The 14,317-nt window shown below is 69.5% G+C and carries 13 protein-coding genes; 9 read left to right on the forward strand and 4 right to left on the reverse strand.

Annotated features, from left to right (window positions below):
* The first annotated feature begins 3 nt into the window (after nucleotides 1-3).
* The 4 genes from AC5Y36_RS15165 (at nucleotide 4) to AC5Y36_RS15180 (ending at nucleotide 3,790) form a co-directional block, all read left to right on the forward strand.
* Nucleotides 4-1,803, forward strand: coding sequence for an ABC transporter substrate-binding protein/permease (locus AC5Y36_RS15165; protein WP_500041748.1), 1,800 nt, complete (start codon nucleotides 4-6; stop codon nucleotides 1,801-1,803).
* Nucleotides 1,803-2,549, forward strand: coding sequence for an amino acid ABC transporter ATP-binding protein (locus tag AC5Y36_RS15170; protein WP_500041749.1), 747 nt, complete (start codon nucleotides 1,803-1,805; stop codon nucleotides 2,547-2,549). The genes AC5Y36_RS15165 and AC5Y36_RS15170 overlap by 1 nt, the downstream gene beginning before the upstream one ends.
* Before the next feature lie 69 nt (nucleotides 2,550-2,618).
* Nucleotides 2,619-3,119, forward strand: coding sequence for a MarR family winged helix-turn-helix transcriptional regulator (locus tag AC5Y36_RS15175; protein WP_500041750.1), 501 nt, complete (start codon nucleotides 2,619-2,621; stop codon nucleotides 3,117-3,119).
* A 5-nt stretch (nucleotides 3,120-3,124) separates the two neighbouring features.
* Entirely contained in the window at nucleotides 3,125-3,790 is a 666-nt protein-coding gene (locus AC5Y36_RS15180; RefSeq protein ID WP_500041751.1) for an SDR family oxidoreductase, read from the forward strand.
* Between the two features lie 80 nt (nucleotides 3,791-3,870).
* Here AC5Y36_RS15180 and leuS read toward each other — a convergent pair whose 3' ends face one another.
* A complete protein-coding gene (gene leuS, locus AC5Y36_RS15185; protein ID WP_500041752.1) occupies nucleotides 3,871-6,750 on the reverse strand; it encodes a leucine--tRNA ligase in 2,880 nt (959 codons plus the stop codon).
* Nucleotides 6,751-6,946: 196 nt separating this feature from the next.
* Between leuS and AC5Y36_RS15190 the strand changes: the two genes are divergently transcribed.
* The 3 genes from AC5Y36_RS15190 (at nucleotide 6,947) to AC5Y36_RS15200 (ending at nucleotide 9,340) form a co-directional block, all read left to right on the forward strand.
* The gene (locus AC5Y36_RS15190; RefSeq protein ID WP_500041753.1) at nucleotides 6,947-7,960 is read left to right on the forward strand and encodes an LpqN/LpqT family lipoprotein; all 1,014 of its coding nucleotides are present in this window, start codon (nucleotides 6,947-6,949) and stop codon (nucleotides 7,958-7,960) included.
* A 68-nt stretch (nucleotides 7,961-8,028) separates the two neighbouring features.
* Nucleotides 8,029-8,361, forward strand: a complete 333-nt coding sequence (locus AC5Y36_RS15195) for a hypothetical protein (RefSeq protein WP_500041754.1) — start codon at nucleotides 8,029-8,031, stop codon at nucleotides 8,359-8,361.
* Nucleotides 8,362-8,371: 10 nt separating this feature from the next.
* On the forward strand, nucleotides 8,372-9,340 hold the full coding sequence (locus tag AC5Y36_RS15200; protein WP_500041764.1) for a bile acid:sodium symporter family protein: 969 nt from the start codon (nucleotides 8,372-8,374) through the stop codon (nucleotides 9,338-9,340).
* Here the strand turns inward: AC5Y36_RS15200 and AC5Y36_RS15205 are convergent.
* Nucleotides 9,337-9,942 (reverse strand): YqgE/AlgH family protein, encoded by a 606-nt coding sequence (locus tag AC5Y36_RS15205; protein ID WP_500041755.1) that lies wholly within the window; start codon nucleotides 9,940-9,942, stop codon nucleotides 9,337-9,339. The genes AC5Y36_RS15200 and AC5Y36_RS15205 overlap by 4 nt on opposite strands.
* Nucleotides 9,943-10,066: 124 nt before the next feature.
* Between AC5Y36_RS15205 and AC5Y36_RS15210 the strand changes: the two genes are divergently transcribed.
* Nucleotides 10,067-11,356, forward strand: coding sequence for an MFS transporter (locus tag AC5Y36_RS15210; protein WP_500041756.1), 1,290 nt, complete (start codon nucleotides 10,067-10,069; stop codon nucleotides 11,354-11,356).
* Nucleotides 11,357-11,428: 72 nt separating this feature from the next.
* On the forward strand, nucleotides 11,429-12,202 hold the full coding sequence (locus AC5Y36_RS15215) for a TIGR03084 family metal-binding protein (RefSeq protein ID WP_500041757.1): 774 nt from the start codon (nucleotides 11,429-11,431) through the stop codon (nucleotides 12,200-12,202).
* Nucleotides 12,203-12,268: 66 nt separating this feature from the next.
* Here AC5Y36_RS15215 and AC5Y36_RS15220 read toward each other — a convergent pair whose 3' ends face one another.
* Together AC5Y36_RS15220 and AC5Y36_RS15225 are read right to left on the reverse strand one after the other, a co-directional pair.
* Nucleotides 12,269-12,772, reverse strand: coding sequence for a pullulanase (locus AC5Y36_RS15220; RefSeq protein WP_500041758.1), 504 nt, complete (start codon nucleotides 12,770-12,772; stop codon nucleotides 12,269-12,271).
* 24 nt (nucleotides 12,773-12,796) lie between these two features.
* Nucleotides 12,797-14,239 carry a CCA tRNA nucleotidyltransferase gene (locus AC5Y36_RS15225; RefSeq protein WP_500041759.1) on the reverse strand — a complete coding sequence of 481 codons (1,443 nt, stop codon included), beginning with the start codon at nucleotides 14,237-14,239 and terminating at the stop codon, nucleotides 12,797-12,799.
* Between the last annotated feature and the right edge of the window lie 78 nt (nucleotides 14,240-14,317).

Here is a 14,317-nt window from a genome sequence, read left to right on the forward strand (position 1 = left end):
CGAATGCGGTTCTGCGCGAGCCGGGCAGCTCAGCTCGGCAGAAAGGGGTCGGCACTGGTCGCCACCCTGCTGATTGTCGGCAGCCTGGCGGCGGCACCGGTCGCGACGGCTGCACCCGATCAGTGTTCGCCGCCGGGTGTGGAGAGCGCGATCGCGCTGCCGCCCAAACTCGCCAACGCCAAACTGCCGCGCGAGGACAAGTACACGACCGCCGACGTCGACCCGCTCGACGAGGTGGACGTCAACGCCCTCGGGCTGTCCACCCCCGGCGTGCTGACCGTCGGAACCCTGTCGCAAAGCCCGCCCGCCACCTGCATCAACGCGGCGGGGCACTACACCGGCTTCGACAACGAACTGCTGCGGGCCATCGCCCGCAAGTTGGGGCTGAAGGTCAACTTCGTCGGCACCGACTTCTTCGGGATGCTGGCGCAGGTGGCATCCGGGCGATTCGACGTCGGCTCGGCGTCGATCACCGCGACCGACTCGCGGCGACGCACGGTTGACTTCACCAACGGCTACAACTTCGGCTACATGTCGCTGGTGGTCCCGACCGGCTCGGCGATCACCGGCTATGACGACCTGGCCCCCGGGCAGCGGATCGGTGTCGTGCAGGGCACCGTCGAGGACGCCTACGTCGTCGACACCCTGGAGATGCAGCCGGTGCGTTTTCCCGACTACATCACCCTCTACGCCACCCTGAAGAGCCGGCAGGTCGACGCCTGGGTGGCACCGGCGTTGGAGGCGCTCAACACCATTCGCCCGGGCGACCCGGCCGCCGTCGTCGGGAACACGTTCAGCCTGGGCAACTTCGAGGCGTACGCGGTGTCCAAACGGAACCGGGCGCTGCTCAATGCGCTGAACTCGGGTCTGGACGCCGTCATCGCCGATGGCACCTGGCCGCAGCTGTACACCGACTGGGTGCCCCGACCGCTGCCGCCGGGTTGGCGACCCGGCTCCAAGTCCGCCGCCACCGTGCACCTGCCCGACTTCGCCGCGATCGCCGAACACCATCACAAGCCGGTAGCCGAGGCCCCCCAACCGAAGTCGACGCTAGCCCAGCTGCGGGACTCCTTCTTCGACTGGGAGCTGTACCGCGAGTCGCTGCCGGTTCTGATCACCGTCGGGTTGCCGAACACGCTGCTGCTGACCATCAGCGCCGGGCTGATCGGCCTGGTCGCCGGGATGGCACTGGCGGTCGCCGGAATCTCCCGGGTCCGCTGGCTGCGCTGGCCGGCGCGGGTCTACACCGACATCTTCCGCGGCCTGCCCGAAGTGCTGATCATCTTGTTCATCGGGCTGGGGCTGGGCCCGCTGGTCGGCGGGTTGACCGGAAACAACCCGTATCCGCTGGGCATCGCCGCACTGGGGCTGACCGCGGCGGCCTACATCGGCGAGATCTTCCGCTCCGGCATTCAAAGCGTGGAGTCCGGCCAGCTGGAGGCCGCCCGGGCACTCGGGTTCAGCTACCCGTCGGCGATGCGTCTGGTGGTGATCCCGCAGGGCGTCCGGCGGGTGCTGCCCGCGTTGGTCAATCAGTTCGTCGCGTTGCTGAAAGGGTCTGCGCTGGTTTACTTCCTGGGCCTGATCGCCGGCCAGCGCGAACTGTTCCAGGTCGGCCGCGACTTCAACGCCCAGTCCGGAAGCCTGTCCCCGCTGGTTGCGGCGGGAGTGCTCTACCTGGCGTTGACGATTCCGCTGACCTACCTGGTGAATGTCGTCGATGACCGGCTGCGGCGGGGCCGGCCGGCGGACGCCGAGGACACCGGCCTGCTGACCGCTACCGCCGCCGGGGAGATGACGTGATGGCCGACGAGCAGACTCGGGAGCCGGTTTCGCTGACGGGCAAGGACATTCACCTGTCGTTCGGGAAGAACCAGGTGCTGCGCGGGGTGGACATCGATGTTCCCGCCGGCGCCACGACAGCGGTGATCGGACCGTCCGGTTCGGGCAAGTCCACCATGCTGCGGACCCTGAACCGGCTGCACGAGCCCGACAGCGGGGACGTGCTGCTGGGTGGTCGTTCGGTGTTGACCGACGACCCGGATCAGCTGCGCCAACGCATCGGCATGGTGTTCCAGCATTTCAACCTGTTTCCGCATCGCAGCGTGCTGGACAACGTCGCGCTGGCGCCGCGGCGGCTGCGCGGGCTGTCCGAGGACGACGCCCGCGCGGTGGCGCTGACGCTGTTGGATCGGGTCGGTCTCAAACACAAGGCCGAGGCCCGGCCCGGTGCGCTCTCGGGTGGCCAGCAGCAACGTGTGGCGATCGCCCGGGCGCTGGCGATGCAGCCCCAGGTGATGCTGTTCGACGAGGCGACCTCCGCGCTGGATCCCGAGTTGGTCAAGGGCATCCTGGCGTTGATCGCCGATCTGGGGGCCGAAGGTATGACCATGGTGGTGGTCACCCACGAAATGGGTTTTGCCCGTTCGACGTCGGACTCCGTGGTGTTCATGGATCACGGCAAAGTGGTGGAATTCGGGCCCCCGGAGCAGATCTTCGAATCCGCGGAGACCGAGCGGCTGCAAAAGTTCCTGTCCCAGGTGCTCTGACGAGCCAGGACGCTCCGACTGGCCGATCCTTCCTCGCCGGGACCGGCAAGCACGTTAGACTAGCAAACTATGGCGGAGAGCAAAGCCAGCGCCCCCGAGGTGACGGCATTGGCGGAGGGGCTGCACCGGGCCCTGTCCATGCTGTTCTCCATCCTTCGTCGTGGTGACCCCAACGGGGCCACCACCGGTGAGCTCACCTTGGCCCAGCTGTCGATCCTGGTCACCCTGATCGACCGTGGGCCGATCCGGATGACCGAGTTGGCCGCACACTCCCGGGTGCGGACCCCGACCACCACCGTCGCGATCCGTCGCCTGGAGAAGATCGGCCTGGTCAACCGCACCCGTGACCCGTCCGACCTGCGGGCGGTGCTGGTCGACATCACCCCGCAGGGGTTGGCCGTGCACCGTGAGTCGCTGGCCAGCCGGCGCGCGCACCTGGCGGCGATGCTCTCGGCGTTGTCCGAACCCGAACTGGACATCCTGATGCAGGCGTTGGCGCCGCTGGAGCGGTTGGCCGCCTTTGAGACGGTCTGCGACCAGGACACCTCGGCCGACGACCATCAGTCCTGACATCGATGCCCACCGCATTGATCACCGGCGCGGCCGGCGGTATCGGCGCGGCTATCGCCACTGCGTTGGCCCCGACGCACACCCTGCTGCTGGGCGGGCGACCCTCGGCCCGGCTCGACGAGCTTGCCATGCAGCTGGGAGCCAGCACCTGGGAACTCGATCTCACCGACCCCGAGATGATCGCCGCCACCACCGAGGTCGTCGACTCGCTGGATGTGCTGGTGCACAACGCCGGTGTCTGCGTGCCCGGCCGTGTCGCGGAATCCTACGTCGAGGAGTGGCGGGCCACCTTCGAAGTCAACCTGCTCGGCGCGGTGGACTTGACGCTGGCGTTGCTGCCGGCGCTACGCAGCGGCGAGGGCCGGGTGGTGTTCATCAACTCCGGTGCGGGACGCAAGGTTTCGCCGGGGATGGCCGCCTACTCGGCCAGCAAGTTCGCGCTGCGGGCGTTTGCTGATTCGCTGCGCGACGACGAGCCGTCGCTGCGGGTGACCACCGTGTATCCGGGTCGCACCGACACCGCGATGCAGCGTGATCTGGTCGCCTACGAAGGTGGCGAGTACCGGCCCGAGCGTTTTCTGCGGCCGGAGACGGTGGCGGCGGTGGTGGCCCAGGTGGCGACGGCACCGCCCGACGCCCATCTGCACGAGGTCGTGATCCGGCCTCGCTAGGTGTGGCGAGCAGACGCAAATGTGCCCTATTTCCGGTCAAAATGGGCACTTTTGCGTCTGCTCGCGGTAAAAGCTGGCGCCTAGACCACCAGGTTGACCAGCCGGCCGGGGACGACGATCACCTTCTTCGGGACCGCGCCGTCCAAGAACGCCTGCACCTTCTCATCCGCCAGTGCCGCCGCCTCCAGGGCGTCGGCGTCCGCGTCGGCGGCCACCGTGATGACGCCGCGCTTCTTCCCGTTGACCTGAACCGGGAATTCGACGGTGTCGCTCACCAGATACGCCTGATCGGCGACCGGGAACGGGCCGTGCGCCAGCGAGGTCTCATGGCCCAGCCGATGCCACAACTCCTCGGCCAGGTGCGGCGCCAGCGGTGCCAGCATCAACACCAGCGGCTCGACCGCGGACCGCGGCACCGTCTCCCGGTACTCCTTGGTGAGGTGGTTGGTGTATTCGATCAGCTTGGCGGCCGCGGTGTTGTTCCGCAGCGCCGCATAGTCTTCCGACACCCCCGCGATGGTACGGTGCAGCACCCGCAGCGTGTCGTCGTCGACCGCGGCATGCCCGGCGACCCGGGTCTGCCCGGTGTTCTCGTCCACAACCACCCGCCACACCCGCTGCAAGAACCGGTAGGCGCCGACGACGTCCTTGGTTGCCCACGGCCGCGACATCTCCAGCGGGCCCATCGACATCTCGTAGACCCGTAGGGTGTCCGCGCCGTAGCTGTCGCAGATCTCGTCGGGTGAGACCGAATTCTTCAGGCTCTTACCGATTTTGCCGAACTCCTGGGCAACCTCGACTTCGCCACTTGAGTCGGAGTAGTAGAACTTGCCGTCGCGTTCCTCCACCTCGGCGGCCGGCACGTAGGCACCGCGGGAGTCGGTGTAGGCGAACGCCTGGATGTAACCCTGGTTGACCAGCCGGCGGTACGGCTCGCGGGAGCTGACCTCACCCAGGTCGTAGAGCACCTTGTGCCAGAACCGGCAATACAGCAGGTGCAGCACCGCGTGCTCGGCACCGCCGACGTACATATCCACGCCGCCCGGATCGTCGGGGCCGTGCTCGTCGGGGCGCGGCCCCATCCAGTACGCCTCGTTCTCCTTGTCGCACAGTCGCTCTGAGTTGTGCGGATCGGTGTAGCGCAGCTCATACCAGGAGCTGCCCGCCCACTGCGGCATGGTGTTGGTGTCGCGGGTGTAGGACTGCAGGCCGTCGCCGAGGTCCAGCTCGACGTGCACCCAGTCGCTGGCTTTGGCCAGTGGCGGCGACGGCTCGCTGCCGGCGTCGTCGGGGTCGAAGGCGACCGGGGCGTAGTCCGATACGTCGGGCAGCGCAACCGGTAACGCCGACTCATCCAGGGCGTGGGCGCGCCCGTCGCTGTCGTAGACGATCGGGAACGGCTCACCCCAGTAGCGCTGACGAGCGAAAAGCCAGTCCCGCAGCTTGAATTCGGTGCGCTGCCAGCCGCGGCCATCGGCAGTCAACTTCTCGGTGACGGCCTTTTTGGCTGCCGTCACCTCCAGCCCGTCGAGATAGCCGGAGTTCACCAGCACGCCGTCGCCGGCATAGGCCGATTCCGTAATGTCACCGCCGGCAATGACTTCCACGATCGGTAGGCCCAGCGTCTGGGCGAACTCCCAGTCACGCTGGTCGTGGCCGGGGACCGCCATGATGGCCCCCGTGCCGTAACCACTCAACACGTAGTCGGCGATGAAGACCGGCACCGGTTGACCGTTGACCGGATTGGTGGCGTAGCTGCCGAGGAAGACTCCCGTCTTGGCCTTGTTCTCCTGGCGCTCCAGGTCGGACTTGGCGGCAATGGCGGCACGGTAGGCGGCCACCGCCTCGCGGGGGGTGGCCGCGGAGTTCGTCCATCGCGGGTCGACGTCGGCCGGCCACGTCTCGACCGCCAGTTCGTCGACCAGCTCATGTTCGGGCGCCAGCACCAGATAGGTCGCGCCGAACAAGGTGTCGGGTCGGGTGGTGAAGACTTCGACGTCGCCGCCGGCGGTGCCGAACAGCACTGCTGCGCCGGTGGATCGGCCGATCCAGTTGCGCTGCATCGCCTTGACCTTGTCCGGCCAGTCCAGCAGCTCGAGGTCGTTGAGCAGTCGATCGGAGTAGGCGGTGATGCGCATCATCCATTGCCGCAACCGCTTCCGGAACACCGGGAAGTTGCCCCGCTCGCTGCGGCCGTCGGCGGTGACTTCTTCGTTGGCCAGCACCGTGCCCAGTCCGGGGCACCAGTTCACCATCGAGTCGGCGCGGTAGACCAGCCGATGCGCGTCGATCACGTCGCTGCGCTCACCCGCGGACAGCTGTGCCCAGTCCCGGCCGTCATCGAGGGTGCGCGCACCGGAATCGAATTCGGCGATCAGCTCGGCGATCGGGCGCGCCTTGTTGGCGGCGGCGTCGAACCACGCGTTGTAGATCTTCAAGAAGATCCACTGCGTCCATTTGTAGAACTCGACGTCGGTGGTGGCGAAGCTGCGCCGGCTGTCATGGCCCAGGCCGAGTCGGCCCAGCTGACGCCGGAAGTTGACGATGTTGGCCTCGGTGCGGGTGCGCGGATGGGTGCCGGTCTGGACGGCGTACTGCTCGGCGGGCAGTCCGAACGCGTCGAAACCCAGCGCGTGCAGCACGTTGCGACCGGTCATCCGGAAGTAGCGGGCGTAGACATCGGTCGCGATATAGCCCAGCGGGTGCCCGACGTGCAGTCCGTCGCCCGACGGATAGGGGAACATGTCCTGGACGAACATCTTGGAGCCGGACGCCTTCAAGAGGTCGGTGCCGTCGGCCAGTGCCAGATCGCCGACCGGGTTGGCCACGTTGAACGTGCCCCGCTGCAACCAGTTGTCCTGCCAGGTCGCTTCGATGCGCCCGGCCATCTCCGCGGTGTAACGGTGCGCGGGGGCGTCCGCGGCGGTCGCGTCGCCGGCGCCGGTCGGGGATTCACTCACCGTCACAGGGTAACGAGGGCGGTTGCGCGGCCCGGCCGCCCCGGTTGGTCTCGGAAGCGTTGCGGAGCGGTCAGGGCTTCATTCCAGCTCGATTCCAGCTCCATTCCGGTGCTGGTGACCTGCACCCCGCCGTGCTTACAGTCGCCTCGAGTCGGGCAGCGCGGCCCGGACCGGGGGTAATTCGGAAGGACCAGCCATGGCGCTCACAGCTCGCAGCCGGCAGCGATTGATCGGTGGCCTCGCCGCGGGCGTGGTCGCGATTCTGGGCTGCGGTGCCGGCGGGATCGCCGCGGCGGATCCGCTGGTCCCGGCCCCGCCGCTGCCGGCCCCGGTCAATGTCACTCCTCAGGCAGTCGGCGCCGGGCCGTCGGCGGTAGCTCCGTCGGTCCCCTCCCCTGCGGTGCCCGCGGCGGCGCCGGCGCCGAACACCGCGCCCGGGCTGCCCGCCCCGGCGATCCTGCCGCCCGGACCGGTGCAGCCGACGCTGGTCCCGGCCACCTCGGGCACGTTGCGCGAATACTTCGCGGCCCACAACGTCCGGCTCGAACCGCAGCAGGCGGCGGGATTCACCGCGCTGGACATCACCCTTCCGGTACCGGCCGGCTGGACCCAGGTACCCGACCCCAACGTGGTCGACGCGTTCGCGGTGATCGCCAACCGGCGCTCGGGTGCCCTGTACACGCCCAACGCGCAGCTTGTGGTGTACCGCCTGGTCGGTGACTTCGATCCCAACGAGGCGATCACGCACGGGTTCGTCGACAACCAGCTGCAACAGGGGTGGCGGGCCACGAACGCCTCCCTGGCGACCTTCGACGGCTTCCCGTCGTCGATCATCGAGGGCACCTACCGGCAGAACGAAATGCTGCTCAACACCTCGCAGCGCTACGTCATCGCGACGTCAGGATCCGAGCGGTATCTGGTGTCGCTGGCGGTGACCACCGCCGCGGCCGGCTCCATCGGCAACGCACCCGCGACCGATGCCATCATCAACGGCTTCCGGGTGGCCGCACCCGGGCATGCGCAGGCGGCCGCGCCGGCCAGTGCGCCGGGGACCGCACCCGCTCCCGTTGCACCCGCCGCCCCCGCGCCCGCCGCGCCCGCACCCGGGCCGGTGTCGACGCCCGGGCCGGGCACCGCACCCGGGCGGGCACTGGCACCCGCGCCCGCCGCCGTACCGCAGCAGGCCACCGCACCCGGAGCGGCCCGTTAGCTTCCCGATTCGCGCTGCGGCGATGAGCCGGGCAACGACCACCGGCACACGCCTCGTATCCTGGATCCATGCTGATCACGGGTGTGGTGTGCCTCTGCGTGGCCCTCGCATCCCTGCTGTTCGGGCTGCGGACACTGGTCCGGCCCCGCTCGGGGGACCCCGGCATCGTGTTGCGTGCGCTGGCGCCGGCGCAGTTGGCGGCGGCATTCATGCTGGCTGCGGCCGGGACCGTGGCGCTGCTCGATCCGCCCAGCGGCGCCGTTGTGGTGGTGGTGTGCGTCCTCGGCGCGGTGGGCACCATCGCTGCCGCGTCCTGGCAGGGCGCGCGCTACATCGCGCGCCGCGAAACCGAGCCCGCCTGCGGCGGGAGCTGCGCGGGGTGCTCGCTGCCCTGCGGCTGAGCGCGCCGTGCTGAGGCGGCTGTCGGCCATCCCGGTCGACACGTTCCTGCTGGCCCTTGCCGCGGTGGTGGCGTTGGCCACCGCGTTCCCGGCCCGCGGTACCGGCGCCGAGATTCTGTCCGTGGTCACCAAGATCGCGATCGCCGTGCTGTTCTGGCTCTACGGCACCCGGCTGTCACCCCAGCAGGCCTGGCACGGTCTGCGGCAATGGCGGCTGCACCTGCTGGTGCTGGCGACGACGTTCGTGGTGTTCCCGATCCTGGGGATCGCGGCCCGAACCCTGGTGCCGTCGGTGCTGTCCATCGACCTCTACAACGGCCTGCTGTTCCTGTGTCTGGTGCCCTCGACGGTGCAGTCGTCGATCGCCTTCACCTCGATCGCGCGCGGGCACGTGTCGGCCGCCATCGTCAGCGCCTCGGTGTCCAACATCGTCGGCGTGGTGCTGACCCCGCTGCTGGTGTTGCTGCTGATGCACACCAGCGGGGCGCCGCGGGTGGACGCCACCGCGATCCGCGACATCGTGCTGCAGCTGCTGCTGCCGTTCGCGGTCGGGCAGCTGATGCGGCCGTGGCTGGGTGAGCTCATCGCCCGGCACACGCTGATGACCAAAGTCGTGGACCGCGGCTCGATCCTGCTGGTGGTCTACGCCGCCTTCTCCATCGGGATGACCGAGCACATCTGGAGCAGCGTCGACGCCTGGCGGGTGCTGGCCGTCGCCGCGGTCAGCGCCGCCCTGCTGGCCGTAGTGCTGGGTTTCACCACCGCGGTCGGACAGCTGGCCGGGTTCGATCGCGGCGACCGGATCGTGCTGCTGTTCTGCGGCTCCAAGAAGAGCCTGGCCTCCGGTCTGCCGATGGCGCTGGTGCTGTTCCCCCCGCCGACCGTCGGGTTGATCATGTTGCCGCTGATGCTCTTTCACCAGATCCAGCTGGTGGTGTGCGCGGTGATCGCCAGCCGGCTGGCCAACGAGCCGACTTAGTTGCGGCTGACGTCGATCGGGTGCGTCGCCAGCATCGACAGCGGCAGCGGCTGCCGTCGCAGCACCCGGCCCCACAGATCGACGCCCGGCTCTGCCAGCACATCGGACGGCAACGCCGACAGGACAATCCAGTCGTCCCGCTCGATCTCACCGTCCAGCTGGCCGACCGTCCAGCCGGAATACCCGGCGAAGATCCGGACCCCCTCCACGAACGGGCTGATCTCCTCGGGGTCGGAATCCAGGTCGACCATCACCGTGCGTCCCGCCACCGCCCGTACACCGGGTACGTCGTACGGTTCGGCGCCGACCCGCAGCACCGCCAGGCACAGCGCCGCATCGCGTTTCACCGGCCCTCCGACGAACATCGTTTTCGGCTTACCCGCCAGGGTGGCCCACTGCGGCAACACGTTGTAGACCGCGGTGTCGCTGGGCCGGTTGAGCACGACACCGAGAGTGCCGCCGTCGTTGTGCTCGACGATGTAGATCACGCTGCGCCGGAAGGTCGGCTCCAGCAGATCGGTGTTGGCCAGCAGCAGCGTGCCCGCACGCACCCGGTGGGCCACGGGTGCCAGATAGTCCTCGGGGTCCTCGGATGCGGCCATCTCCCCATCATGGCATCCGCACCGTCTCTCGGTGGCGAACAGGAACAGCGCAGTCCGACATTTGTACTGTTGATTTCGGTGGGCGCCCCGCGTCCGCCTCACCCCGCATCCGGAAGTAGGTCCCGTGGCTCACCCGCGTGCTCACGTCAGCCTGTGGCGGGCGGCGCGCGGCCTGCCGTCGTATTGGCGGCTGCTGGAATTGCGGGTGGCGAGCCAGTTCGGCGACGGACTGTTTCAGGCCGGCCTGGCGGGCGCCCTGTTGTTCAACCCGGACCGGGCCGCGGATCCCTGGGAGATCGCCGGCGCGTTCGCGGTGCTGTTCCTGCCGTACTCGTTGCTGGGCCCGTTCGCCGGGGCGCTGCTGGACCGCTGGGACCGGCGGGTGGTGCTGATCGCGGCGAACCTGGCCCGGCTGACGGTCGTCATCGTGATCGGCACGCTGCTGGCCGTCGGGGCCGGCGATCTGGCCGTGCTCAGCGCCGCGCTGATCGCCAACGGCCTGACCCGGTTCGTCTCGTCGGGGGTGTCGGCGGCGCTGCCGCACGTGGTGCCGCCCGAGCAGGTGGTGACGATGAACTCGGTGGCCGTCGCCACCGGTGCGGCCGCGGCGTTCCTGGGCGCCAACTTCATGCTGCTGCCGCGCTGGCTGATCGGCGCCGACGACGACGCCGCGGCCACGATCATCTTCCTGGTCGCGATCCCGGTGGCGATCGCGTTGCTGCAGTCGCTGCGGTTTGCGCCCCGGGTGCTCGGTCCCGACGACACCAAACGCGCCATCCACGGATCGGTGGTCTACGCGGTGACCAGCGGCTGGCTGCACGGCATCCGCACCGTGCGCCACCGTCCGACGGTGGCAGCCACCCTGAGCGGGCTGGTCGCGCACCGCACGGTGTTCGGCATCAACACGCTGCTGGTGTTGGTGCTGGTCCGCCATGTCGGCGCGGAAGGGGTGGCGGGGCTGGGTGCGGCGGCGCTGTTCGTCGCGGCCGCGGGAACCGGATCGTTCCTGGCCAACGTGGTGACCCCGGCGGCGGTGCGGCGGTGGGGCCGCTACGCCACCGCCAACGGCGCCCTAGCCGCCGCGGCGGTCGTCCAGATCGCCGGGGTCACGCTGTACCTGCCGGTGTTGATGGTGTGCGGGTTCCTGCTCGGGCTCGCGGGACAGACCGTCAAGCTGTGCGCCGACACGGCCATGCAGATCGACGTCGACGACGCGCTGCGCGGGCACGTGTTCGCGGTGCAGGATTCGCTGTTCTGGATGTCGTTCATCGCGTCGGTCAGCGCGGCGGCCGCCGTGATGCCCACCGACGGGCACGCGCCGTTGCTGCTGCTGACCGGCGCGGTGGTCTACCTCGCCGGGCTGGCCGCGCACGCGCTGATCGGCCGCGCTTCGGTGCCGCGAGATCGACGCTAGCGCGGACAATCGCGAGTGCGCGCCGCGCCGACGTCGACCTCGGTGCGCCAACGGGGGCGTTAGTCTGCACCCATGGCCGCTGCTGACCCGATCGTCGCCGACTTGCGCGCCGAGAGCGACGAGCTCGACGCCCTGGTTGCACCCCTTGCCGAGGACCGCTGGGCCGCGCCGACGCCGGCGCCCGGCTGGAGCATCGCCCACCAGATCGCCCACCTGCTGTGGACCGACCGGGTCGCACTGATCTCGGTCACCGACGAGGCCGGCTTCGCCGAGCAGCTCACCGCGGCGGCCGCCGACCCGACCGGGTTCGTCGACGCCGGGGCCGCCGAGCTGGCCGCGGCCCCGGCTGCCGAATTGCTCGCCGACTGGCGCAGCACCCGCCACCGGCTGCACGACGCGCTGCTGGGGGTCGCCGAGGGCCGCAAGCTGCCCTGGTTCGGGCCGCCGATGAGTGCACCGTCGATGGCCACCGCACGGCTGATGGAGACCTGGGCGCACGGCGCCGATGTCGCCGACGCCCTGGGTGTGACGCGGCCGGCGACCGCACGACTGCGTTCCATCGCCCACCTGGGGGTGCGCACCCGCGACTACGCCTACGCGGTGAACCGCCTGACCCCGCCCACCGAGGAGTTCCGCGTCGAGTTGCGCGGCCCCGACGACGAGGTCTGGACGTGGGGCCCGGCGGACGCCGCGCAGCGGGTCACCGGCTCGGCGCTGGACTTCTGTTTCCTGGTCACCCAGCGGCGGGCATTGGCGGGCCTGGACCTGACCGCGACCGGTGACGACGCCCGGCAGTGGCTGGGTATCGCGCAGGCTTTCGCGGGACCACCGGGTGCGGGCCGTTAGCGCCACCGACTGTGCGAATTGGTACGCGAACGGCGGCATGTCGCGTATGAAACCGCACACTCGGCATCAGAGCGCCGTCGCGCTGTCGGCGGCTCCGTCGCCGTCGGTATCGGTGAGCTTGAGGTCCCAACTGCCATCACCGTCGGTGTCCAGATAGGCCGAGCGATACCCGCCGGCACCGTCGCCCAGCAGCACCCGATCGGCGACCCCGTCCCCGTTGCTGTCCAGCAGCCGATCGCTCGCCACGCCGTCCCCGTCGAAGTCCACCACGGCGCTGCCGTCGTGCTCGACACCGTCGAGGCCGAACCAGCGCATGCCCTCGGTCACCGCCCAGGTCCCCGACCCGTCATCGGTGAAGTAGGTCTCCGGAAGGCCGTCGTTGTTCAGATCCAGCACGGCGTGGTCGACGATCCCGTCACCGTCCAGGTCGGCCAGTGCGTCGTCGCGCAGGCCGTCCCCGTCGAAATCGAGACTGATCGCGTCCAGCCGGCCGTCCCCGTTGAGATCGAGGTCGGGGGCGGCGTCCCCTATCGTCGCGGCGCCGTCACCGACGCCCAAGCAGTACTCCATGCCGGGTCAGACGGCCCCCGGCCGCTACCGGTTCCCGCGCGACTCCCACCAGGACAGCAGCTCGGCCGTAGCCTCGTCGGGTGACAGCGGCCCGCGATCCAGACGCAGCTCCTTGAGGAACCGCCACGCCTCGCCGACCTGCGGGCCGGCCGGAATACCCAGCAACTCCATGATCGCGTTGCCGTCCAGATCCGGGCGCACCCGCTGCAGGTCTTCCTTCGCCGCCAACGCGGCGATCCGCTGCTCAAGCTGGTCATAGTTGGCCTGCAGCCGAGCCGCGCGGCGCTTGTTGCGGGTGGTGCAATCCGCGCGGACCAGCTTGTTGAGCCGGTCGAGCAGCGGGCCGGCGTCGGTGACATAGCGGCGCACCGCGGAGTCGGTCCACTTCCCGTCCCCGTAGCCGTGGAACCGCAGATGCAGATACACCAGCTGCGAGACGTCGTCGACCATCTGCTTGGAGTACTTCAGCGCCCGCATCCGTTTTCGGGTCATCTTCGCGCCGACCACCTCATGGTGGTGGAAGGACACCCCGCCGTTGGGTTCGTGGCGGCGGGTGTCGGGTTTGCCGATGTCGTGCAGCAACGCCGCCCACCGCAACACCAGGTCGGGGCCGGTGTCCTCAAGGGCGATCGCCTGGCGCAGCACGGTCAGCGAATGCTGGTAGACGTCCTTGTGCTGGTGGTGTTCGTCGATGGCCATCTGCATGCCGCCGATCTCGGGCAGCACCACCTCACCCATGCCGGTCTGCACCATCAGGTCGATGCCGGCCGCCGGGTCGGCGCCCAGCACCAGCTTGTCCATTTCGGCGGCCACCCGTTCGGCGGTGATGCGGGCCAGCTGCGGCGCCATCTCCTCGATGGCGGTGCGCACCCGCGGGGCGACGGTGAACCCCAACTGCGCGACGAAGCGGGCGGCCCGCAGCATCCGCAGCGGGTCGTCGCCGAACGACACCTCCGGCGCCGACGGGGTGTCCAGCACCCCGGCCCGCAGCGCCGTCAGACCATCCAGCGGATCCAGGAAGTCGCCCAGACCGGTGGGGGTGATCCGCACCGCCATCGCGTTCACGGTGAAGTCGCGGCGCACCAGGTCGTCGTCGAGGCGCTCACCGAACCGGACCTCCGGATTGCGCGACACCTGGTCGTAGCTGTCGGCCCGGAAGGTGGTGATCTCCAGCCGCTGGTCGTTTTTGCCGACGCCGATGGTGCCGAACTCGATGCCGGTGTCCCACAGCGCGTCGGCCCACTTGCGCAGCAGCTGCTGCACCTGCTCGGGGTGGGCGTCGGTGGTGAAATCCAGATCGGGGCTCAACCGGCCCAGCAGCGCGTCCCGCACCGACCCGCCGACCAGGTACAGCTGGTGACCGGCCGCGCTGAACAGCTCGCCGAGATCGCGCAGTACCGGTGCGTACCGGTGCAGGGCGACGGCGGCCGCGGTCAGCAGCTCGGGGTCGGGGGCGGTTTCGGACACGTCGCGGCAGTTTAGTCCGCTGGACCATCAGCACCGTCCGGTGGTTCGCGCCGAGATTGCGTCGAGGTACACGCCCTC

Source organism: Mycobacterium sp. NGS50 (genome assembly GCF_059812545.1).